The organism is Crossiella sp. CA-258035, from assembly GCF_030064675.1.
Classification (GTDB): Bacteria; Actinomycetota; Actinomycetes; order Mycobacteriales; family Pseudonocardiaceae; genus Crossiella.
Genome location: NZ_CP116413.1, coordinates 3,273,623 through 3,295,262, shown reverse-complemented (window position 1 = coordinate 3,295,262; position 21,640 = coordinate 3,273,623). Strand labels below are relative to the sequence as shown.

Genomic DNA, 21,640 nt, shown 5'->3' with positions numbered 1-21,640 from the left:
TCCGGGCGGGACTATGTTCGGATGTAGAACTTGTGTGCGCTATGCGAACATTGGAGCGGGCGATGGCGGAGATCGTGTCGCTGGCGGACGGGATCGCCGAGCTGGTGCGGGACGGGGATGTCGTCGCGCTGGAGGGGTTCACCCACCTGATCCCGATGGCGGCCGGGCGGGAGATCATCCGGCAGGGGCGGCGGGACCTGACCCTGGTCCGGATGACGCCGGACCTGGTGTACGACCAGCTGATCGGGGCCGGGTGCGCGCGGAAGCTGGTCTTCTCCTGGGGCGGCAATCCCGGGGTGGGGTCGCTGCACCGGTTCCGGGACGCGGTGGAGCACGCGTGGCCCCGGGCGCTGGAGCTCGAGGAACACAGCCACGCGGGGATGGCCAACCGCTATGTCGCCGGGGCGTCCGGGTTGCCGTTCGCGGTGCTGCGGGGCTACTCGGGGACCGATCTCGGCTCGGTGACCCCGACGATCCGGGCGATCGACTGCCCGTTCACCGGGGAGCGGCTGGCCGCGGTGCCCGCGCTGAACCCGGATGTGACCGTGGTGCACGCGCAGCGGGCCGATCGGCGCGGCAATGTGCAGCTGTGGGGGCTGCTGGGGGTGCAGAAGGAAGCGGTGCTGGCGGCTCGGCGGAGCTTGGTGACCGTCGAGGAGGTGGTGGACGAGCTGACGCCGGTGCCGGGGGCGATCGTGTTGCCCTCGTGGGTGGTCAGCCGGGTGGCGGTGGTGCCCGGTGGAGCCCATCCCTCGTACGCGCAGGGCTGTTCCGAGCGGGACAACCAGTGGTACCAGGACTGGGACCCGATCTCGCGGGACCGGGAACGGTTCCAGGAGTGGTTGCGGGACAACGTCTTCGCCCCGGCCGGGAGGATCGGATGAGCGAGTGCTCCGCGGATGAGATGATGACGGTGGCCGCCTCGCGGGCGTTGCGGGACGGCGTCCGGTGCTTCGTCGGGATCGGACTTCCTTCCACCGCTGCGAACCTGGCGCGGCTGACGCATGCGCCGGAGCTGGTGCTGATCTACGAGTCGGGCACCCTGGGGTCCAAGCCGGACCGGCTGCCCGCCTCGATCGGGGACGGCATCCTCGGTGAGACCGCGGATGCGGTGATCAGCGTGCCCGAGGTGTTCAACTACTGGTTGCAGCCCGGGCGGATTGATGTGGGTTTCCTGGGCGCGGCGCAGCTCGACCGGTTCGCCAACATCAACACGACCGTGGTCGGGGACTACCGGAACCCCGAGGTGCGGCTGCCTGGAGCCGGTGGCGCGCCGGAGATCGCGGCGTCCTGCCGGGAGGTCTTCGTGGTGGTGCGGCAGACCCGGCGCAGCTTCGTCGAGCGGGTGGACTTCGTGACCTCGGTCGGACACGGGCGGGGCGCGGGCGCTCGGGAGCGGTTGGGGTTGACCGGGGCCGGGCCGACGACGGTGATCACGGATCTTGGCGTGCTGCGGCCGGATCCGGAGACGCGGGAGCTCACGCTGACCCAGGTGCATCCGGGTGTTTCCGTGGAGCAGGTGCGCGCCGCCACCGGGTGGGAACTGCGGGTCTCCCCCGAGCTGAGCGAGACGCCCGCGCCGACCGCGGCGGAACTGGCGGCGTTGCGGGAGCTGAAGGGGCGGTCATGACCGAGGTGTTCCTGCTGGACGGCCTGCGGACCCCGTTCGGGCGGCACGGCGGTGCGCTGTCGGGAGTTCGGCCGGATGACCTGGCGGCACTGGTGTTGCGGTCGTTGACCGAGCGGACCGGGTTTGATCCGGGCGAGGTCGACGAGGTGGTCTTCGGGGCGGCCAACCAGTCCGGTGAGGACAACCGGAACGTGGCGCGGATGGCCGCGCTGCTGGCCGGGTGGCCCACCTCGGTGCCGGGGACCACGGTGAACCGGCTGTGCGGGTCGAGCCTGGACGCGGCGATGCACGCCTCGCGGATGATCGCGGTGGGTGACGCGTCACTGGTGGCCGTCGGCGGGGTCGAGTCGATGAGCCGGGCCCCGTGGGTGTTGCCCAAGCCCGCCAAGGGTTTCCCCGCCGCTGACGCGACCTTGCACTCCACGACGCTGGGGTGGCGGATGGTGAATCCGGTGATGCCACGGCAGTGGACGGTGTCGCTGGGCGAGAGCACCGAGATCCTGGCCGATCAGTCCACAGTGGACAGAGCGAGTCAGGACGAGTTCGCGTTGCGCAGCCATCGGCTGGCCGCGGCGGCCTGGGAGGCGGGGCACTACGACGACCACGTGGTGGCGGTGCCGGGTGTGGAGCTGGCGCGAGATGAGAGCATCCGGGCCGATACGACGGCGGCCAAGCTGGCCGGACTGAAGCCGGTGTTCCGTCCACAAGGGACAGTCACGGCGGGGAACTCCTCACCGCTGAACGACGGCGCTTCGGCCTTGTTGCTTGGCGATGAGGCTGCTGCGCGACGGCTTGGCGTGACGCCGTTGGCCAGGATCGCGGGTCGGGGCGCGGCCGGGGTGGATCCGGATGTGTTCGGGCTGGGGCCGGTGCGGGCGGCGGAGATCGCGTTGCGGCGGGCCGGGATCGGCTGGTCGGACCTGACCGCGGTCGAGCTGAACGAGGCGTTCGCGGCGCAGGCGCTGGCCTGCCTGCGGGCCTGGCCGGAGCTGGACCCGGAGATCGTCAACGCCGACGGCGGGGCGATCGCGCTGGGCCACCCGCTGGGCGCCTCGGGCGGTCGGTTGCTCGCGCAGCTGGCCTACCGGCTGCGGCGGGCCGGTGGTGGTTGGGGGCTTGCCACACTGTGCATCGGGGTCGGGCAGGGCTTGGCCGTGGTGTTGCAGGCGTGAGCAGGAGTGAGATGGACCAGGCGGAGTGGGGCGCGCACCACGTGCAGTCGCTGGCGCGCGGGCTGGCGGTGATCACCGCGTTCGGGCCCGACCGGCCGGAGCTCACCCTCAGCGAGGTGGCCAGGGAGACCGGGATGACCAGGGCCGCCGCGCGGCGGTTCCTGCTGACCCTGGTGGACCTGGGATACGTGCGCACCGACGGCAAGCAGTTCGCGCTGACCGCCCGGGTGCTGGAGCTGGGGTACGCCTACCTGTCCAGCCAGTCGCTGCCGGAGGTGGCGCAGCCGCACCTAAAGCGGTTGTCGGCCGAGGTCGGCGAGTCCAGCTCGGTGTCGGTGCTCGACGGCGGCCAGGTCGTGTACGTGGCGCGGGCGGCGGTGTCGCGGATCATGACGGTCGGCATCAGTGTGGGCACCCGGTTCCCGGCGTTCGCGACCTCGATGGGCCAGGTGCTGCTGGCGGAGCTGGACGGGCCGGAGCTGGACGCGGCGCTGGCGGCCAGCGGGCTGACGCGGCTGACCGCCCGGACGATCACCTCGGCGGAGCGGTTGCGCGAGCAGCTGCGGGTGGTGCGGGCGCAGGGGTGGGCGGTGGTGGACCAGGAGCTGGAGGAGGGGCTGCGGTCGGTCGCCGCGCCGATCCGGGACCGGGCTGGGCGGGTGGTGGCCGCGGCGAACATCGCCACGCATGCCAGCCGGGTGTCGGCGGGGGCGATGGCGGCGGAGTTGCTGCCGCGGTTGCTGGTGGCCTGCAAGGGGATCGAGGAGGACCTGCGAGCCCGGCGGTGACCGCGGTCGCTCAGGCCGCTCCCCCACCGGGGCGCAGGTCGGGCGGGCCTGCGGCGGCAGGGGCGCGGCCGTGCCAGGCGTCCTCGAGCAGGGCGGCGATGCCCTCGGCGGTGAGCGGGCGCGGGTTGGGGTACGGGGTGGCGGTGGCCAGCTCGACCGCGCGGGGCAGGTCCGACTCGGCCAGGCCCAGTTCGCGCAGGGAGGTGGGGCCGCCGAGGCGGACGACCAGCTCGTGCACGCCGCGGGGCGCGTCGGTGACGCCGAGGGCCTCGGCGACCTGGCTCATCGCGGCCGGGGCCGCCGGGGCGTTGTAGGCCATGGCGTGCGGCAGCAGCACGGTGTGGGTCTCGGCGTGCGGCAGGTCGAAGGCGCCGCCGAGGGTGTGGCAGAGCTTGTGGTGCAGGCCCATGCCGACCGAGCCGAGGCAGGTGCCGGCCAGCCACGCGCCCTGCAACGCGTCGGCGCGGGCGGCCAGGTCGGCCGGGTCGGCGACGATGCGGGGCAGGGCGCGGCCGAGGCGGGTGATCGCCTGCACCGCCAGCTGGTCGGTGACCGGGTTGGTTTGGGGCGCGTACAGGGCCTCCACGGCGTGCGCGAGGGCGTTGACGCCGCTGGTGACCGACCGACCGGCCGGTAGCGCGAGGGTCAGCTCGACGTCGTAGATGACCGTCTCGGGCAGCACCTCCGGCGAGGTCAGCGTGGTCTTGCCGCCGTGGTCGGTCTGGCCGAGCACCGCGGTGACCTCGGAGCCCGCGTAGGTGGTGGGCAGCACGACCTGCGGCAGGCCGGTGCGCAGGGCCAGCGCCTTGGCCAGTCCGATGGCCGAGCCGCCGCCGATGGCGACCAGGCAGTCGACGCCGTGCTCCCGCACCAGTGCCAGCGCGGTCCCGGTGACCCCGACCGGGGTGTGCGGGACCGGGCGTTCGAAGCGGGCGGTCAGCAGCGGGCCGAGCAGCCCGGCCGCCCGGCCGGCCGAGCGGGGCGAGCCGATCAGCAGCACCCGGGTGCCGCCGAGGGCGCGGACCTCCTCGGGGAGCCGGTCCAGGGTGCCGGGGCCGAAGAGGATCCGGGCCGGGTTGGCGGTGTACTCGAACGTGGCCATGGGCGCATCGTGCCCGAGGGGTGATCAGCGGGTGGAGTAGGAGCGCGCGCCGGTGCCTGCCAGCTTGCCGCCCTCCACGATCAGGTACTCCTCGCGGATCGGGGAACCATCGAAGAAGTTCTCCAGGATCTCCCTGGTGCCCGCGGCGTAGCGGGTCTGCGCGGACAGCGAGGAGCCGGAGATGTGCGGGGTCATGCCGTGGTGCGGCATGCTGCGCCACGGGTGGTCGGCGGGGGCCGGTTGCGGGTACCAGACGTCGCCCGCGTAGCCGGCCAGGTGGCCGGACTCCAGCGCCCGGACCACGGCCTGCTCGTCGGCGATCCTGGCCCTGGCGGTGTTGATCAGGTAGGCGCCGCGGCGCATGGTGGCGATGAGCTGCTCACCGAAGAGGCCCTCGGTCTCCGGGTGCAGCGGCGCGTTGATGGTGACCACGTCGCAGTGCGGGACCATGGTGGCGGCGTCCGGGTGGAAGGTCAGGCCCAGCTCCCGCTCCAGCTCGGCGGGCAGGCGGTGCCGGTCGGTGTAGTGCAGGTGCACGTCGAAGGGCTTGAGCCGACGCAGCACCGCCAGCCCGATCCGGCCCGCTGCCACCGTGCCGACGTGCATGCCCTCCAGGTCGTAGGAGCGGGCCACCGCGTCCGCGATGTGCCAGCCGCCGTCCCGGACGATCTGGTGCGACGGCAGGTAGTTGCGGACCAGGCCAAGGATCATCATCACCACGTGCTCGGCCACGCTGATGCTGTTGCAGTAGGTGACCTCGGCGACGGTCACCCCGGCCTCGATCGCGGCGGCCAGGTCCACGTGGTCCGAGCCGATGCCCGCGGTGACCGCGAGCTTGAGGTTGCGAGCCTTGGCGATCCGCTCCGGGGTCAGGTAGGCGGGCCAGAACGGCTGGGAGATCACCACGTCGGCGTCGGCCAGCTCGCGCTCGAACACCGAGCCGGGGCCGTCCTTGTCCGAGGTCACCACCAGGGTGTGGCCCCTGCTCTCCAGGAACCGGCGCAGCCCGAGCTCGCCGGAGACGCTGCCCAGCAGCGCGCCGGGGGTGAAGTCGACGGCCTGGGGACTGGGCAGGGTCTGGCCGTCCGGATAGCGGTCCAGGTGCGGCAGGCCGTCCCTGGCGTAGCCGGTCGGGTAGCCGTCGACCGGGTCGTTGTAGAGCACGCACAGCACCTTCGCCATGTCGCCTCCTCCTCGCGCTGGGGGTGGGTTTCCCTTGCCCTATCGAGGGTTCAGTCCAGCAACAGCGCAGGTCAAAGCGTTTGTCCCTGTCGACCGATAGGCCGGGGCTATGACAGGTGGGCGCGCGCGACCCGGTCCAGCTCGCCGCGCACGTCCACCACGCGGGCCACCTCGGCCAGTGCCGCGGCCATCGGCGCCTCCGGGTCGCGGGCCGCGGTGACCAGGCCGCCCCGGGGGGTCTGCGCGGTGCCGTGCAGGGGCAGCGCGCGCATCCCGGCCGGCACGCCGAACATGTGCAGCCAGGCGTGCGAGATGACCGAGTACCAGGTCCGGGTGGCCACGTGCGCGTACAGCGCGGCCACCGAGTCGGTCTCCACCGCGGGCGCGACGGTGGCGCCCGCGGCGGCGAAGAGCTCGTCCAGGATCCGGCGGTTGCGCATCTCCGGCGACAGCAGGCACAGCGGCACCGCGGCCGCCTCGGCCCAGCCCGCCGAACCCTGAAGAGCAAGATCACTGTCGCTCGGCGCGAGCAAGAGATAGCGTTCCTCGTATACGGGGAGTCGCCGGACCCGGCCCAGCGGCTCACCGTCCAAATAGGTCAGTCCGGCGTCCAGCTCGAACTCGGCCAGTCCGTGCGCGATGTCCCGAGAGGACAGTGACCGGATGCTCACCCTGGCGTGCGGATGTCGTTGGCAGAACGGGACTGTGAGCAGCGGGACCGCGGTGAGCGCGGTGGGGATGGCACCGATCCGGACCGTGCCGGTGAGCCCCTGGCGCATCTCCGCCAGCTCGTCCTGGAGGGCGTCCCGCTCGGCCAGGATGCGGTGCGCCCACAGCAGAACCCGCTCACCCTCCGCAGTCAGGCCGTCGAACTTGCGGCCCCGGTCCACCAGTGGCGTGCCCAGTTCCTTCTCCAGGGAACGGATCGCCGAGGACAGCGAGGGCTGCGAGACGTGGCAGGCCGCGGCGGCGCGGCCGAAGTGCCGCTCCCTGGCGAGCGCGACCAAGTACTCCAGTTGACGCAACAGCACACATCAGCATGGTCCAGTCCAGCGGTCGCGGTCCAGTCGCGCAACCGATTCCACATTGCCGTGCAACCGATTCCACCTGGTATTTTCCCGGTGCTGAGTCAGTCCACAATGGACATTCAGTGTTTTGAGTCCGACCCGGATGGACGATTTCCCGGAAATGCGGGAACCCCTAGCATCGCCGGGGTGCTGCGGCGGCGAACCCCACACGAAATTCCCATTCCAGCGACCCGGCAGGTTGTGACCACCAGGTTTTCCCTGCGTACCACTGCTTTCGCACTATCCGGCGCACTGGCTCTCAGCGGCTGCGCCTCCCCTGTCGCCGGTGGTGGCGACGGTTCCGGCACCAGCGGCGCGACCACTCCGGTCAGTCTGGGGGTCGTGCCGGTCATCGACGTGGCACCCATCTACCTAGGCAAAGAAAAGGGTTTCTTCGCCAAACGGGGGATCGACCTGCGTTTGGAGACCGGCCAGGGCGGCGCGGCCATCCTGCCAGGGGTGATGAGCGGTCAGCTCACCTTCGGCTTCAGCAACATGACCTCGCTGCTGGTGGCCAGGGACAAGGGCCTGGACGTGAAGGTGGTGGCCAACGGCACCTCCTCCACCGGCAAGTCCGGCGCCGACTTCGGCGCGGTGGTGGTGCGCGGCGACTCCCCGGTGCAGAGCGCGAAGGACCTGGCAGGCCGCAGTGTCGCGGTGAACACCCTGAAGAACATCGGCGACACCACGGTGCGCGCCTCGGTGCGCAAGGCCGGGGGTGACGCGGCGGCGGTGAAGTTCACCGAGCTGGCGTTCCCGGACATGCCCGCGGCGCTGGCCAAGGGCAACGTGGACGCGGCCTGGGTGGTGGAACCCTTCCTCACCATGGCCAAGAACCAGGGCGCCAGGGTGGTGGCCTGGAACTTCGTGGACACCGCGCCCAAGCTCTCCGTGGCGGCCTACTTCACCTCGGCCAAGCTCCGGGCCGAGCAACCGGACCTGGTGCGCAAGTTCACCGAGGCGGCCAACGAGTCGGCGACCTACGCCCAGGCTCACCCGGACGAGGCGCGGCAGGCCATCACCGGCTACACCAAGATCACCAAAGAGCAGGTGGCCAGCCTGACCCTGCCCGACTGGCCAGCCGAGGTGAACCGCGAGTCGGTGGCCACGCTGGCCGAGCTCGCCCCGCAGGACGGCCTCGTCTCCGGGAAGCCCGACCTGACCGCCCTGCTGCCATGATCCTCACCTCCCCGGTGCGCGGCGCCGGCACCTCGGCCACCACCCTCGGCGCGCTCGGCGTGGCGGGGCTGGCGGTCGTGCTGGAGCTGGCGCCGCGTCTCGGGCTGGTGTCCACTGTGTACCTGCCACCGCTGACCGAGGTGCTCGGCGCGCTCGGCGCCGAGGCGGCCAGTCCGGTGTTCTGGTTCTCCCTCTACGAAACCCTGCGCGGCTGGGCCATCGGCCTGCTGCTCGCGGTGGCCGGCGGCATCCTGCTCGGCGTGCCGATCGGGCTGCTGCCGGTGGTGCGGCAGGCCACCGCCTCCACCGTCGAGTTCCTCCGGCCGATCCCCTCGGTCGCGCTGGTGCCGCTGGCGGTGCTGCTGTTCGGCACCGACCTGCGCTCCACCTTGTTGCTGGTGGTGTACGCGGCGTTCTGGCAGGTGCTGGTGCAGGTGATCGCCGGGGTGCGCGATGTGGACCCGGTGGCCCGCGACACCGCGACGGTGTTCCGGCTGGGCGCGCTGGCCAGGGTGCGGCACGTGGTGTGGCCCAGTGCCCTGCCCTACGTGCTCACCGGGGTGCGGCTGGGCGCGAGTGTCGCGCTGGTGCTCGCGGTCACCGGTGAGCTCGTCATCGGTTCTCCCGGACTGGGCAGGCAGATCGCGCTGGCCCAGTCCAGCGGCGCCGTCGCCACGCTGTACGCGCTGGTGCTGGTGACCGGTCTGGTCGGCATGCTGCTCAACCTGGTCTTCCGGGCGGTGGAACGGCGTGTGCTGGCCTGGCATCCGGCCGTGCGAGGTGACTCGGTCCGGTGACCGCCAGACTGCTCCGACGCCTCGCCTGCGCGGCGGGGCTGCCGGGAGTCCTCTTCGGCCTGTGGTGGCTGACCTCCGAGGGCAGCCAGAACATCTACCTCCCACCACTTTCCACGATTCTGGCCACCTTCGGCGAGGTGTGGTTCTCCGAGCGGCTGCTCAACGACGTGCTGCCCAGCCTCGGTCGCCTCGCCGCCGGATTCACCCTGGCCGCGCTGGCCGGGATCGGCCTGGGTGTCCTCATCGGACTGTCCAGGACGGTGCGGCTGGCCACCGAACCGGTGCTGGAGTTCTTCCGCGCCATCCCGCCACCGGTGCTGGTGCCGATCCTGATGCTGTTCGCGGGCATCGAGGACACGATGAAGATCACCGTCATCGCCGCGGGCGCGGTGTGGCCGGTCCTGCTCAACACCGTGGAGGGCGTGCGCGGCATCGACGAGGTGCTGCGGGACACCGCCCGGCTCTACCGGCTGCCCGGCCGGACCGTGTTGTGGCACCTGGTGCTGCGCTCGGCCAGCCCGCGCATCTTCACCGGGTTGCGGCAGGCCATGTCCATCGCGGTGATCCTGATGGTGGTGAGCGAGATGTTCGCCGCCACCAACGGTTTGGGCTTCACGATCATCTCCTTCCAGCGCGGTTTCGCGATACCGGAGATGTGGAGCGGCATCATCCTGCTCGGACTGCTCGGCGTCGCGCTGTCCCTGCTGTTCCGCGTGGCCGAACGCCGCGCGCTGTCCTGGTACCTCGGTCTGCGTCGCGCCCAGCGGGACGACGGATGAGCCGAGACGTCACGGAGGCGAGGCAAGGCATGCTCACGGTGCACGAGCTGCACAAGGTCTACCCCGGGGAGAACCGGACGGTGGAGGCGGTCCGTGAGGTCAGCTTCGAGGTCGCGCCCGGCGAGCTGGTCTGCCTGGTCGGCCCGTCCGGCTGCGGCAAGACAACCCTGCTCAAATGCCTGTCCGGCCTGCTGCCACCGACCGCCGGATCCGTCGCGGTGAACGGGAAGCCGGTGACCGGGCCGCCGGTGGAGCTGGCGATGGTGTTCCAGGAGTACGGGCGCAGCCTGTTCCCCTGGCTCACCGTGTGGGAGAACGTGCAGCTTCCGTTGCGGCAGAAGAAGATGCCCAAGGCCGAGCGGGAACGACTCGGCAGGCTGGCGCTGTCCGCGGTGGACCTGGCCGGTGACCACGACGCCTACCCGTGGCAGCTCTCCGGTGGCATGCAGCAGCGGGTGGCCATCGCCCGTGCGGTGGCCTACCAGCCCAGGGTGCTGCTGATGGACGAGCCCTTCGCCGCGGTGGACGCCCAGACCAGGGCCGACCTGGAGGACCTGATCCGCAGGGTGTGGCGGGACCTGGGCGTGACCATCCTGTTCGTCACCCACGACATCGACGAGGCGGTCTACCTCGGCGAGCGGGTGATCGTGCTCTCCAGCGCGCCCACGGTGGTGCAGCAGGAGATCCACGTCGACCTGCCGGCGGAACGGGACCAGCTGCACACCCGCGCGCTGGCCCGCTTCGTGGAGTTGCGAACAGAAGTGTACGAGCAGATCCAGAAGGCCAAAGCGTCCGCCACCCGATGAGGAACAGGAGGGAACCGCTCGTGCGCACCAGGGTTGGCATCGTCGGCGCCGGACCGGCCGGTCTGCTCCTGTCCCACCTGCTGCACCGCAACGGGATCGACTCGGTGGTCCTGGAGACCCGCAGCCGTGACTACGTCGAGAAACGGGTCCGCGCCGGAGTGCTGGAGGCGCCGACCGTGGAACTGTTGCGGGAGGCCGGTCTGGCCGAGCGGCTGGACCGGGAGTGCCTGACCCACCACGGCATCCTGCTGCGCTTCGACGGGGTGGAGCACCGGATCGACTTCGCCGACCTGGTCGGCAAGGCGGTCACCGTCTACGGGCAGCAGGAGTTGGTCAAGGACCTGATCGCGGCCCGGCTGCGGGACGGCGGGGACCTGCGGTTCGAGGTGAGCGAGGTCAGCGTGCACGAGCTGAGAACCGACTCGCCGTGGATCCACTACACCGACCGGCACGGCCGGCCGCAGGTGCTCGACTGCGAGGTCATCGCAGGCTGCGACGGCTTCCACGGCGTCACCCGTCCCGCCGCGCCCACGCTGACCGCGCTGGAACACCGCTACCCCTTCGCCTGGCTGGGCATCCTGGCCCGCACCCCGCCCACCCGCGCCGAGGTGGTCTACGCCGCGCACGACCGCGGTTTCGCGCTGGCCAGCATGCGCAGCCCGGAGATCAGCAGGCTCTACCTCCAGGTGTCCACAGAGGACACCGCGGCGGACTGGCCGCTGGAGCGGGTGTGGAGCGAGCTGAGCGCGCGGCTCGGCGAGGAGATCCGGCCGGGTGAGGTGCTGGAAACCATCCACACCGACCTGCGGGCCTTCGTCGCCGAACCGATGCGGCACGGGCGCCTGTTCCTGGCCGGGGACGCCGCGCACATCGTGCCGCCCACCGGGGCCAAGGGGCTCAACCTGGCCATCGCCGACGTCGCGCTGCTGGCCGACGCGCTCACCGCGCTGCTGGTGGACGACGACGAGCGGCCGGCCGAGTCCTATTCGGACACCGCCCTGCGGCGGGTGTGGCGCGCCCAGCGGTTCTCCTCGCTGATGACCGACATGCTGCACCGACCGCCGGACGGCGACCGGTTCCAGCGCTACCTCCAGCTCTCCCAGCTGCACCACACCGTCAGCTCCACCGCCGCGGCGACCAGTCTCGCCGAGGACTACGTCGGACCGCCCTTCGCCCGCACAGTCGCCGTGCCGAGTTAGGAAAACCCGAGATGACCCCGCTACCCCGCAGACCGAGAACATTCCTAGTGCTGCTGGCTTTCCTGCTCGCCACCGCCGGTTGTGGCGTGCTAGGCGGATCCGGTGGTTCCGGGGCTCCGGCGCAGGAGCAGCGGATCCGGCTCGGCATCATGCCCGTGGTGGACGTGGCCCCGGTGCACATTGCGCTGGCCAAGGGCTACTTCGCGGCCGAGGGCCTGACCGTGGAGCTGACCACCATCCAGGGCGGCGCGGCCGGGATCCAGGGGCTGCTCAAGGACGAGCTGGACTTCACCTTCGGCAACTGGGTGTCCTTCTTCGCCACCGAAGCCAAGGGCGCGGCCAAGAACGCCGGCGGCATCAAGCTGGCCGCCGACGGCTACCAGGCGCGGGCCAACATGTTCCTGATGCTCACCGGGCCGGACTCGCCGATCAAGAGCCCGAAGGACCTGGCGGGCAAGAAGATCGCCATCAACACCTTCAAGAACATCCTGGAGCTGACCGCGCGGGCCACCCTGGAGGCCAACAACGTGGACCCCAAGACGGTGACCTTCATGGAGATGCCGTTCCCGGACATGCAGGCGGCGTTGCAGAGCAAGAAGGTGGACGCCGCGTTCATGGTGGAACCCTTCATCAGCAAGGCCGAGCGCACCCTGGGCGCGGTGCCGGTGCTGGACGCGGCCAGCGGGCCCACCGCGGACATCCCGATCGCCGGGTACGCCACCACCGGGGCCTACGCCAAGGCGCACCCGCGCGCGGTGGAGGCCTTCCGGCGGGCGCTGATCCGCGGTCAGCAGGACGCCGCGCGCAAGTCCACTGTGGAGGCACTGCTGCCCGGTTACGCCCAGACCGACCCGGAGACCGCGGCCCTGGTGCACTTCGGGGTCTACCCGATCAGCATGGAGGCCACTCGGTTGCAGCGGGTGGCCGACCTCATGCGCACCTACGGACTGCTAGAGGCGCCGATGGACATCAAACCGATGCTGCTCAGCGGGAGCCCGGCATGAGTGAGCACGCCAGGACCAAGCAGGACACCGGCCGGAGCTACTCACCGCGGAACTGGCCGTTGCGCAGCAAGCTCGCGGTGGTGCTGCTGGTGCCCGCGCTGAGCACGGTGACCCTGGCCGGGTTGCGGCTGAACAGCCAGCTGGGCGAGGTCGACCTGTTCGCCACGGTGCAGCAGGAGCTGCAGCTGGCGGGCAAGGTGGTGGCCACCGGCACCGCGCTGCAACGGGAACGTGAGGCCGCGGTGTCCTTCGTGGCCAGTGGCAGGGCCGCGGGCGCGCCGGAGCACAACTCCCGGATGGCCACGGTGGACCTGCGGCTGGGCGAGCTGCGCGCGCTCGGCGCGGCGGCCACCTCGGTCGGCGGCGGCGTGCGCGGGGCGTATGACGTCGCACTGGAGTCGCTGGACAAGCTGACCGCGCTGCGGCGCACCGTGCAGAGCACCAAGTACCCGGTGGGCGCGACCATCACCGGCTACACCCAGATCCTGGACTCCCTCACCCAGGTGCAGCGGGCCGCCACCGCCGGTATCAACGACCCCACGCTCACCCCGCTGGCCTCCGCGGCCAAGGCGCTGGCCGATGCCAAGGAACAGCTCGCGGTGCAGAACGCGATCCTGCTGGCCGCGGCCCGCGCCGAGGAGTTCCCGCCGGGCCAGGCCGCGGCGCTGCGCGCGGCCCGCTCCCGGTTCGACGCGGCGCTGGCGGAGTTCGAGTCCACCGCGAGCCTGGCCGACCGGCAGCGCTACCTGGACACCGTCAGCGGCCCGCCGGTGGACGGGCTGAACCGGTTGGTGCAGCTGGCCCTGGTGCAGTCGGCGGCCGGTCAGTCGGTGACCATCGCCGACAACGAGGTGCTGCGCGACGGCGACCGCACCGCGGAGCTGATCGCCCAGGTGCTCACCGAGATCCAGCAGCAGGCGGAGAAGTCGGTGGTCACCGTGATCGCCGACGCGCGGGCCGCGGTGTACCGGGACTCCGCGCTGGTCGGGCTGGCGCTGCTGGCCGCCTTCGCGCTGATGATCATGGTGGCCCGCTGGATGCTGGTGCCGCTGCGCGCACTGCGCGGCGCGGCGCTGGACATCGCGCGGGAACGGCTGCCCGCGGCGATCCGCCGGATCCGCGCGGAGAAGGACCCCAGGGCCTCGGCGGAGGCCGCGGTCTCGCCGGTGCCGGTGCACACCACCGACGAGGTGGGCCAGGTGGCCCGCGCCTTCGACGTGGTGCACAAGGAGGCGGTGCGGCTGGCGGTGGCGGAGATGGCCTTGCGCGCCAACGTCAACGAGATGTTCACCAACCTGTCCCGGCGCAGCCAGGAGATGGTGGAGCGGCAGATCGACCTGATCGACCGCCTGGAGCAGGAGGAGCTGGACCCCGACCACCTGGCCCGGCTGTTCGAGCTGGACCACCTGGCCACCCGGATGCGCCGCAACAGCGAGAACCTGCTGGTGCTCTCCGGCACCAGCCCGGAGCGCTGGGTGACCCGGCCGGTGCCGGTGTTCGAGGTGATCGGCGCGGCACTGTCCGAAGTGGAGGCTTACGCCCGGATCGAAGTGCTGCCGGTGCCGGAGACGCTGGTCCAGGGCCGGGTGGTCACCGACCTCACGCACCTGGTGGCCGAGCTGCTGGACAACGCGACCGAGTTCTCCCCGCCCACCACCAAGGTCTCGGTGCGCGCGGTGATGACCCGCTCCGGCAAGCTGGTCATCAAGATCCGCGACCGCGGCATCGGGATGAACAGCGAGGACCTGGCCCGGATCAACCAGCGGCTGGCCGACCCGCCCGAGGTGGACGTCTCGGTGACCCGCGCGATGGGCCTGTTCGTGGTCGGCGAGCTGGCCAAGCGGCACTCGATCACGGTGCAGCTCAAGGACGACGAGTTCGAGGGCGGCACCACCGCGCTGGTCATCCTGCCGCCCGCGCTGCTGCACAAGAAGGATGCCCCGGTCGTCCCGGATCCGTTGCCACGCAACGGGACCGATGCGAACCCGCTCCCCCGTCCCCGGGTTCGCATCGGCCGGGGCGACACCACCGTCCGGGCCGGCACGCCGCAGCGGGAGCTCACCCTCTCGGAGTGGTTCAGCGCCTCCTGCGGCACCGAGGAGCCGCAGATCCCGGCGCTGGCCGCGCCGCAGCGCCCGGTCCGGCCGGAGACGCCCCAGGTGAGCGTCACCTCGACCTGGGCCTCCCCCGCCGACGACGGCTGGCAGGCCGCGGCCGCGCTGTCCACCCCGGTGGAGCACTCGGCCACCGAGGCCGGGCTGCCCAAGCGGGTGCCGAAGTCCTTGCTGGTGCCGGGTTCCTCGCCGCAGCGGCGGCACGCGCTGGCCGAACCGGCGCCGGCGAAACCGGCGGGCGGCCCCTCGGCGGAGCAGCTGCGGGACCGGTTCTCCGCCTACCAGAAGGGCGTCCGGCACGGTCGGGAGTCCACAGAGGACACTCCTCCGCCCGGGACTTTTGGCGGGAACGGGTACCCCGAGCCGCGGCCGGGCATCCCCAGCCAGCCGGACGGTCCCCGTGACCCGCAGGCGGATGAACGGATTCTGGCGAACAAGGAGCGGCAGTGAGCACCGACACCGAACAACTCGACGACTTCCACTGGCTGGTCGACGACTTCGTCAACCGGGCGGCGGGGGTCTCGCACGCGGTGGTCCTCTCCGCCGACGGCCTGCTGCTGGCCACCTCCAACCGGCTGCCCGGCCAGCGCGCCCAGCAGCTCTCCGCCGTGGTCTCCGGCCTGGTCAGCCTCACCATGGGCGCGGCCCGCTGCTTCGAGTCCGGCGCGGTGAAGCAGACCGTGGTGGCGATGGAACGCGGCTACCTGTTCCTGATGACCATCAGCGACGGCTCCTGCCTGGCCGCGCTGGCCGCGCCGACCTGTGACATCGGCATGGTGGGCTACGCGATGGCCCGGCTGGTGGAGCGGGTCGGGCCGCAGCTCACCCCGGAGCTGCGGGCCCAGCTGCACGCCACCGCCTCCCGGAACTAGCGCCCGGAACAAAACGGCGGGTTCCGGGGTTGCCGCTGGAGAGACCGTGGAGGTGTGTCATGGCGGAGAAGAAGGTCCTCACCCCGGGACCGGCCCACCCGATCACCGTTGAACCGCATCCGGAGCGGGTGGTGGTGCGCGCCGGTGACACCGTGCTCGCCGACACCCGCAACGCCCTGGCGCTGCGGGAGTCGACGTACCCGGTGGCGCTCTACATCCCGCGCGCGGACCTGCGCCTGGAACACTTCGAGCGCACCGGGCACCAGACCTACTGCCCGTACAAGGGCGAGGCGAGCTACTTCAGCCTGCCCGCGCTGGGCGAGCGGGGCGAGAACGCGGTGTGGACCTACGAGAGCCCCTACCCGGCGGTCGGACAGATCAAGGAGCACGTGGCCTTCTACCCGGACCGGGTCACCTTCAGCGAGTCGTGACCGGCGCGGCGAGGCGCCGCAGCCATTCGCGCAGCAGGTGCGCCTCGCCGTCGCTGAGGCCCGCGGGGTCGCCGTCCAGGGCGGCCAGCAGCGCCACCGCCGCGCCCGGCACCGTGGTGGCCGCCGGGGTGTCGGTGAGCAGGGCGGCGATCACGTTGTCCCGCAGGCGGTCGGAGAGTCCCAGGTCCCGGCTGGACTCGGGCTGGGCGATCAGGTTCAGGGTGATCCCGATGTTGGCGGCCACGATCTGCCGGGCCGCCTCCTCCGGCGGCACCCGCAGCCTGCCCTGTTTCGCCACTCCCGCGAGCAGTTCCAGCAGCCTGGCCTCGGCGCTGCCGGTGAGCGAGCAGGGCACGCCCGGCTCGATCTGGCCGTAGAGCAGCACGTAGAACTTGGGGTGCTCCAGGCCGAACCGGACGTGCTGGTCCCAGCCCCGGTGCAGCGCGGCCACCGGGTCCCCGCCCGGGGTGCCCGGCTCGTGCAGGTACTGGCTGAAGCCGTAGTTGACCACGCTGTCCAGCAGTCCCTGCTTGCTGCCGAAGTGGTGGTACAGCGTGGGCGCCTGCACCCCGGCGCGCTCGCAGACGGCCCTGGTGGAGACCGTGCCGTCCGGGGAGTCGTGCAGCAGCTCAGCGGCGGCGCGCAGCAGGCGGTCCCTGGCCCCGCCGCCGCGCCGCTTCTCCGTCATGTAGCAAGTGTAGCGCCGGTCAGGGTGGCCACCGGGTCCGTGTGCCGGGGCGTCCAGCCGAGCTCGCGGCGGGCGCGGGCGCCGCTGATCCGCTGGTCCAGGGACAGTGCCTCGGCGAACGCGCCGAACCGGGCCTGGGCCTGGGCCGGGTCGAGGTGCGCCACGGTCGCACCGGTCGACTTCGCCACCGCCGCGGCCACCTCGAACTGGGTGGGGAAGGTGTCCACGGTCCCGGCGTAGACCGACCCGGCCGGCGCGGACAGGGCGAGGGCGTACAGCTCGGCGAGGTCCGCCACGTGCACCAGCGACCAGTGGTTGCCGCCGTCGCCGGCGCAGGGCACCACGCCGGTCTCCCGGCCGGGCGCGGCGTAGGCGAACTCCACGATGCCGCCGCCGTCGCCGAAGACCAGGCCGGGCATGACCACCACCGGATGCGCGCCGGAGTCCTTGCGCGCCAGCACCTTCCGCTCGTTGCCGACCCGCCAGGCGGTGATCTCGGGCGGGCGGAGCTCGGCCTGTTCATCGACCACGCCCGCGGTGTCGCCGTAGACCCAGGTGCCGCCGGTGTGCAGGTACGGGCCCCGGTCGCCGAGGCCGTCCAGCAGCGCGGTCGCCGCGCCGAGGTCGGCCCGCTGGGCCTCCGCGCCGAGCACCTGGCCGAGGTGGATCACCGCCCCAGCCGCGGCGGCGCCGGCGCGCAACACCTCCAGGTCGGTGAGCTCACCGGGCACGGGCGTCGCGCCGAGGCCGGTGAGCAGGGCGGCGGCGGAGTCGCTGCGGGCCAGCGCGGTGACCTGGTGGCCCTCGCGGCGCAGCACTGGGATGAGGTGGCGGCCGACGTAGCCCGAGCCGCCGGTCAGGAAGATGTTCGTCATGCCGAGAAGTCTGCTGCCGGACACAGCCGCAGGTCCAAGACCTGTTCACGCCGCTGTGATACCTGCTGGGCATCAACCCAGGGCGGAGGCGATGGCCGCGAACTCGGCCAGCAGGGGGCTGCGGCGGGAGCTGACCCAGGCCAGGCAGACCCGGTTCGGCGCGAGGTCGGTGATCGGGATGTGGGTGAGGTCCGGACGCTGGTAGAAGGCCACCGCGGACATCGGCAGCACCACCACGCCGTGCCCGGCGGCCACGTGCTCCAGCTTCTCCTCAACCGTGCTCAGCAGCGGCGCGGGCTCGCGCCGACGGCCGTGCGGCAGGTCCCGCCACTCGGGCACCGCGTCCGGGTCCTGCAACAGCCGCTCGTCGGCCAGGTCGGCGATCTTCAGCGACTCCTTGCCGGCCAGCCGGTGGTCGGTGCGCAGCACCACGGCCCGCTCCTCCACCCGCAGCTCCCGCACGCTCAGCCCGGCCGGATCCAGTGGCTGGCGCAGGAAGCACACGTCCACCCGGCCGTCACGCAACGCCTGGGTCCGCTCGGTCCAGTCCACCCGCTGCACGTCCACGGTCAGCCCGGGGTGGCGGCGGGAGAGCTCGCGCACCGCGTCGGTGACGATCAGGCCCGGCATGAACCCGACGGTGAACACCTCGCCCCGCGCGGCCCGGCCGACCCGGCGACGCAGCGCGGCCGCGGCGGCCAGCAGCGGGCGGGCGTCGGCGAGCAGCTGCTCCCCGGCCGGGGTCAGCTCGGTGGCGCGGCGGTCCCGGCGGAACAGCTGCGCGTGCAGTTCCCCTTCCAGGGCACGGATCTGGCGGGAGAGCACGGGCTGGGCGATGTGCAGCGACTCGGCGGCGCGGCCGAAGTGCAGGTGCTCGGCGACCGCGACGAAGTACCGGAGCTTGCGCAGGTCGACGTCCATGCCACCTCCCGCGCCGACGGTATCAGCCGAGCAGCTGGAACGCCGTCCGCCCGAAGGCCGTGCCGTTGACCTGCACCTCGATCTCGTGCTCGCCCGGGTAGTACACCCTGGTGCTGATCTTGCGGAAGGAGTGCTTGCGGGACAACGTGATCCGCTCTCCCGGGGCGAGCAGGCAGGTGGTCAGCTTGAACACCTTGGGGGTGCGCGCGCCGTTGGCCTTGAGGTGGTGCACCACGTAGTCCACGGCCAGGCTGGCCGCCGCCTCGCCGGTGTTCTCCAGGGTCACCTCGAACGGCAGCTCCGCGCCGAGTGCGACGGTGGCTCCGGTCAGCACCGGTCCGAGCACGGTGACGTCGGCGACCGGGCGGAAACCCAGTAGCGCCAAGGCTTCCGGGTGGCCCTTCTTGACCAGCGTGCGCAGTGCGTGCCGGACCAGCCGAGGGGTGTTGTCGTCCGGTTCGGCGAGCCAGCGGGCCGCGGTCTCCACCACCAGACCGGGTTCGGCGCGGCTGAGGTCGTTGAGGTGGTTGGCCACCGAGCGGCGCACGTACTCGCTGTCGTCCCGGTAGAGCGCGTCCAGAATCGGGATGGTGCGCTGGGGCTGGTCCAGGATCGGCCGGACCTTGCGCGCCCACGGCAGGTGCGCCCTGGTGCCCTCGCTGGCCAGCCGCCGCACGTGCTCGTCGGGGTGCCCGGTCCAGGACCGCACGATGGGCAGGCACTGGTCCAGGTCGGCGGCCAGCAGCGGCCGGATGGCGAACTCCGCGGTCAGCCGGGGGGTCAGCGCGGCCAGCAGGTGCAGCGCGGGGGTGATGGCCGGCGGGTCCTGGGCCAGCGCGCGGACCGTGACCGCCTCGGTGACCGGCCAGACCATCCAGCCCTCGACCGAAGGGTCGGCCAGCAGCTCCCGGAACTGTCGGTCCAGGCTGGCATAGTCCCCCGGCAGGTCGGCCAGCAGCGCGCCGGCCAGCAGGTCGCTGCGCTCGCGCAGGCTCAGCCCGGCCAGGCCCTTGGCCGCGCGGCGCAGCGCGGGCAGGCGGTTGCCGGGCGCGGTCCGGGCGACGGCATCGACCAGCCGGGCGGCGACCTCGGGTCCGAGCAGCTCGTCAGCGAAGGGCATGCGACTCCCACCACGGTGCTATGTTTGCTATAGAGCGGACTATAGCAGCACCTCAAGGAGGATCCATGACCGCACGGCTCGGCACGCACGGCGTCTGGCTCGGCCCCCAGCACACGCCCCGGCTCACCGGCTACGTCCGCGAGGCCGAGGACCTCGGCTACGGCACCGCCTGGATCGGCCACGGCATGGCCGCCCTCGGCGAGCTCGAACAGCACGAACAGCTCCTCGACGCGACCCGGACGATCACCGTGGCCAGCGCGATCGTGAACATGTGGACCAACGAGCCGGAAGCGGTGGCCCGCGGCTACCACCGGATCGCGGACAAGCACGGCGAGCGGTTCCTGCTCGGCGTGGGCATCGGCCACCCCGAGGTGGTCACGACCTACCAGAAACCGCTGGCCAAGGTGGTGGAGTACCTGGACCGCCTGGCCGAGGCCGGGGTGCCCAGGGAGGGGATCATCCTGGCCGCGCTGGGTCCGAAGACGCTGAAGCTGGCCGGGGAGCGGACCCTGGGCGCGATCCCGTACCTGATGCCGCCCGCGCACACCGCGTACGCCCGTGAGCTAGTCGGCGGCGCGGTGCTGGCCCCGGAGCAGACCCTGGTGGTGGACACCGACCCGGCCCGCGCCAAGGCCACCGCGCGGGAGTTCCTGGACCTCTACCTGGGGCTGCGCAACTACATGGGCACCCTGGTCCGGCACGGGCTGACCGAGGCCGAGGTGGCCAGGCCGGGCAGCGACCGGATGATCGACCTGCTGGTCCCCGGCGGCACCCCGGAGCAGCTGGCCGCCACGGTGTCCGCGCAGGTCGAGGCGGGTGCGGACCACGTGGGCATCCAGGTGGCGGTCAGCGGCACGGACGACCCGATGCCGGGCTACCGGGCACTGGCCGAGGTGCTGTGGTGATCAGCCGAGGCTGATCAGACGGCCACCCCGGAGCCGGCGCCGGAGAGGTGGTGGGCGACCAGGTCCAGGACCCGGTTCACCCGGGCCACCTCGTGGTTGAAGGTGACGAAGCGCAGCGGACCCTGGCGGGCGCGGCGGGCGAACAACCGGATCTGGTGCACCACGAACCGGGCCGGGCCCACCGCGCTGTCGGAGGACAACCCGCCGCTCTCCCTGGCCAGCACCGCCTCGATCCGGTCGGCGAGCTGGTCGGCCTTGCGCGCCTGGGCGGCCGCCAGCTCCTGCAGGGTGCTGGGCGCGCTGCGCTCGGCGGCGGGGAGCAGGGGTTCGAACCGGTCACGCCCGGAGAGCTCGGCCCACAGCATCACTCCGAGCGCACGGTTGGCGACCCGGAGCACGGACGCATGCTGAGCACGTGGCGACACTCCGTTCACGTTTGGCGTCACTCCGACGGGTTAACCATTGCTCCGAACCGCCAAACTCGCTCTGCGCCAAAAGATCCACAGCACCCCTCCGCCCGGTCGCGGTCACCCGGTCGTGCGGAGGTATTTACCCAGCTCACTGACCTGATGGCGGGCCGGGATCAACCGGCAGATCCGGGGGAAGATCACCGGATGGAGTGCGTTTAGGCTCCGATCGGCGCGAGGTAGACCCAGGCGCCGTCCACCCGCTCGAACCGGCTGTTCTCGTGCAGGATCTCGTCCCTGCCCTCGTACCGGTAGTGCGCGTTGAACTCCACCGTGCCCTCCTGGTGGAACAGCCCGCCGCCGGTGCCGCCCAGGATCTCCAGCCGCGTCCAGCGCATGTCGGTGTCGAAGTCGACCCCGGCCGGCCGGGTCCTGGGGTGCCAGCTGCGCAGCAGGTACGCCTCGTCCAGCAGGGCGAACGCGCTGAACCGGGAGCGCATCAGCAGTTCGGCGGTGGCCGCGGCGCGCTCGCCGCGGTGCAGCGCGCCGCAGCAGTCCGGGTAGGGCGCGGGCAGCCCGCAGGGACAGGATTTCGCCATCCC

23 protein-coding genes are annotated in these 21,640 nt (G+C 72.0%); 14 read left to right on the top strand and 9 right to left on the bottom strand.

Annotated features, from left to right (window positions below):
- Positions 1 to 62 precede the first annotated feature (62 nt).
- Genes N8J89_RS15215 through N8J89_RS15200 form a run of 4 tightly spaced genes read left to right on the top strand, consistent with a single transcriptional unit; the run spans position 63 to position 3,590 of the window.
- Positions 63 to 884: a CoA transferase subunit A gene (locus N8J89_RS15215; protein ID WP_283664995.1), complete on the top strand. Its 822-nt coding sequence runs from the start codon at positions 63 to 65 to the stop codon at positions 882 to 884.
- Positions 881 to 1,630 (top strand): CoA-transferase subunit beta, encoded by a 750-nt coding sequence (locus tag N8J89_RS15210; protein ID WP_283664994.1) that lies wholly within the window; start codon positions 881 to 883, stop codon positions 1,628 to 1,630. The genes N8J89_RS15215 and N8J89_RS15210 overlap by 4 nt, the downstream gene beginning before the upstream one ends.
- Positions 1,627 to 2,802, top strand: coding sequence for a thiolase family protein (locus N8J89_RS15205; RefSeq protein WP_283664993.1), 1,176 nt, complete (start codon positions 1,627 to 1,629; stop codon positions 2,800 to 2,802). The genes N8J89_RS15210 and N8J89_RS15205 overlap by 4 nt, the downstream gene beginning before the upstream one ends.
- An 11-nt stretch (positions 2,803 to 2,813) precedes the next feature.
- On the top strand, positions 2,814 to 3,590 hold the full coding sequence (locus N8J89_RS15200) for an IclR family transcriptional regulator domain-containing protein (RefSeq protein WP_283666169.1): 777 nt from the start codon (positions 2,814 to 2,816) through the stop codon (positions 3,588 to 3,590).
- Between the two features lie 10 nt (positions 3,591 to 3,600).
- On the opposite strand, the gene N8J89_RS15195 is transcribed toward N8J89_RS15200, so the two are convergent.
- The 3 genes from N8J89_RS15195 to N8J89_RS15185 all read right to left on the bottom strand — a co-directional run bounded on the left by N8J89_RS15195 (position 3,601) and on the right by N8J89_RS15185 (position 6,905).
- Complete coding sequence (locus tag N8J89_RS15195; protein ID WP_283664992.1) at positions 3,601 to 4,692, bottom strand: maleylacetate reductase; 1,092 nt, start codon at positions 4,690 to 4,692, stop codon at positions 3,601 to 3,603.
- Between the two features lie 24 nt (positions 4,693 to 4,716).
- Positions 4,717 to 5,874, bottom strand: coding sequence for an NAD-dependent formate dehydrogenase (locus N8J89_RS15190; RefSeq protein WP_283664991.1), 1,158 nt, complete (start codon positions 5,872 to 5,874; stop codon positions 4,717 to 4,719).
- A gap of 107 nt (positions 5,875 to 5,981) precedes the next feature.
- Complete coding sequence (locus tag N8J89_RS15185) at positions 5,982 to 6,905, bottom strand: LysR family transcriptional regulator (RefSeq protein WP_283664990.1); 924 nt, start codon at positions 6,903 to 6,905, stop codon at positions 5,982 to 5,984.
- Between the two features lie 237 nt (positions 6,906 to 7,142).
- Between N8J89_RS15185 and N8J89_RS15180 the strand changes: the two genes are divergently transcribed.
- From N8J89_RS15180 to N8J89_RS15140, 9 genes are read left to right on the top strand one after another with little or no spacing between them, the layout of a single operon-like run.
- Positions 7,143 to 8,120 (top strand): ABC transporter substrate-binding protein, encoded by a 978-nt coding sequence (locus N8J89_RS15180; RefSeq protein WP_502868448.1) that lies wholly within the window; start codon positions 7,143 to 7,145, stop codon positions 8,118 to 8,120.
- On the top strand, positions 8,117 to 8,917 hold the full coding sequence (locus N8J89_RS15175) for an ABC transporter permease (RefSeq protein WP_283664989.1): 801 nt from the start codon (positions 8,117 to 8,119) through the stop codon (positions 8,915 to 8,917). Before N8J89_RS15180 ends, N8J89_RS15175 begins: the two co-directional genes overlap by 4 nt.
- The gene (locus N8J89_RS15170; protein WP_283664988.1) at positions 8,914 to 9,696 is read left to right on the top strand and encodes an ABC transporter permease; all 783 of its coding nucleotides are present in this window, start codon (positions 8,914 to 8,916) and stop codon (positions 9,694 to 9,696) included. Before N8J89_RS15175 ends, N8J89_RS15170 begins: the two co-directional genes overlap by 4 nt.
- A 29-nt stretch (positions 9,697 to 9,725) precedes the next feature.
- A complete protein-coding gene (locus tag N8J89_RS15165) occupies positions 9,726 to 10,502 on the top strand; it encodes an ABC transporter ATP-binding protein (RefSeq protein WP_283664987.1) in 777 nt (258 codons plus the stop codon).
- Entirely contained in the window at positions 10,499 to 11,701 is a 1,203-nt protein-coding gene (locus tag N8J89_RS15160) for a 4-hydroxybenzoate 3-monooxygenase (protein WP_502868447.1), read from the top strand. The genes N8J89_RS15165 and N8J89_RS15160 overlap by 4 nt, the downstream gene beginning before the upstream one ends.
- A 47-nt stretch (positions 11,702 to 11,748) precedes the next feature.
- Positions 11,749 to 12,705 (top strand): ABC transporter substrate-binding protein, encoded by a 957-nt coding sequence (locus tag N8J89_RS15155; RefSeq protein ID WP_283664985.1) that lies wholly within the window; start codon positions 11,749 to 11,751, stop codon positions 12,703 to 12,705.
- Complete coding sequence (locus N8J89_RS15150; protein WP_283664984.1) at positions 12,702 to 15,269, top strand: sensor histidine kinase; 2,568 nt, start codon at positions 12,702 to 12,704, stop codon at positions 15,267 to 15,269. The genes N8J89_RS15155 and N8J89_RS15150 overlap by 4 nt, the downstream gene beginning before the upstream one ends.
- Positions 15,266 to 15,691: a roadblock/LC7 domain-containing protein gene (locus tag N8J89_RS15145; protein ID WP_252482569.1), complete on the top strand. Its 426-nt coding sequence runs from the start codon at positions 15,266 to 15,268 to the stop codon at positions 15,689 to 15,691. Before N8J89_RS15150 ends, N8J89_RS15145 begins: the two co-directional genes overlap by 4 nt.
- Positions 15,692 to 15,750: 59 nt before the next feature.
- The gene (locus N8J89_RS15140) at positions 15,751 to 16,122 is read left to right on the top strand and encodes a DUF427 domain-containing protein (protein WP_283664983.1); all 372 of its coding nucleotides are present in this window, start codon (positions 15,751 to 15,753) and stop codon (positions 16,120 to 16,122) included.
- Here the strand turns inward: N8J89_RS15140 and N8J89_RS15135 are convergent.
- The 4 genes from N8J89_RS15135 to N8J89_RS15120 form a co-directional block, all read right to left on the bottom strand.
- Positions 16,109 to 16,810, bottom strand: coding sequence for a TetR/AcrR family transcriptional regulator (locus N8J89_RS15135; RefSeq protein WP_283664982.1), 702 nt, complete (start codon positions 16,808 to 16,810; stop codon positions 16,109 to 16,111). The two genes, N8J89_RS15140 and N8J89_RS15135, sit on opposite strands and share 14 nt — an antisense overlap.
- On the bottom strand, positions 16,807 to 17,685 hold the full coding sequence (locus N8J89_RS15130; RefSeq protein ID WP_283664981.1) for an NAD-dependent epimerase/dehydratase family protein: 879 nt from the start codon (positions 17,683 to 17,685) through the stop codon (positions 16,807 to 16,809). The genes N8J89_RS15135 and N8J89_RS15130 overlap by 4 nt, the downstream gene beginning before the upstream one ends.
- A gap of 72 nt (positions 17,686 to 17,757) precedes the next feature.
- Positions 17,758 to 18,606 (bottom strand): LysR family transcriptional regulator, encoded by an 849-nt coding sequence (locus N8J89_RS15125; RefSeq protein WP_283664980.1) that lies wholly within the window; start codon positions 18,604 to 18,606, stop codon positions 17,758 to 17,760.
- A 22-nt stretch (positions 18,607 to 18,628) separates the two neighbouring features.
- Positions 18,629 to 19,726, bottom strand: coding sequence for a DNA alkylation repair protein (locus N8J89_RS15120; protein WP_283664979.1), 1,098 nt, complete (start codon positions 19,724 to 19,726; stop codon positions 18,629 to 18,631).
- A 65-nt stretch (positions 19,727 to 19,791) separates the two neighbouring features.
- Between N8J89_RS15120 and N8J89_RS15115 the strand changes: the two genes are divergently transcribed.
- Positions 19,792 to 20,631, top strand: coding sequence for a TIGR03620 family F420-dependent LLM class oxidoreductase (locus tag N8J89_RS15115; protein ID WP_283664978.1), 840 nt, complete (start codon positions 19,792 to 19,794; stop codon positions 20,629 to 20,631).
- Positions 20,632 to 20,645: 14 nt separating this feature from the next.
- Here N8J89_RS15115 and N8J89_RS15110 read toward each other — a convergent pair whose 3' ends face one another.
- Positions 20,646 to 21,029, bottom strand: coding sequence for a hypothetical protein (locus tag N8J89_RS15110; RefSeq protein ID WP_283664977.1), 384 nt, complete (start codon positions 21,027 to 21,029; stop codon positions 20,646 to 20,648).
- Positions 21,030 to 21,256: 227 nt separating this feature from the next.
- Positions 21,257 to 21,637 (bottom strand): YchJ family protein, encoded by a 381-nt coding sequence (locus tag N8J89_RS15105; protein WP_283664976.1) that lies wholly within the window; start codon positions 21,635 to 21,637, stop codon positions 21,257 to 21,259.
- Between the last annotated feature and the right edge of the window lie 3 nt (positions 21,638 to 21,640).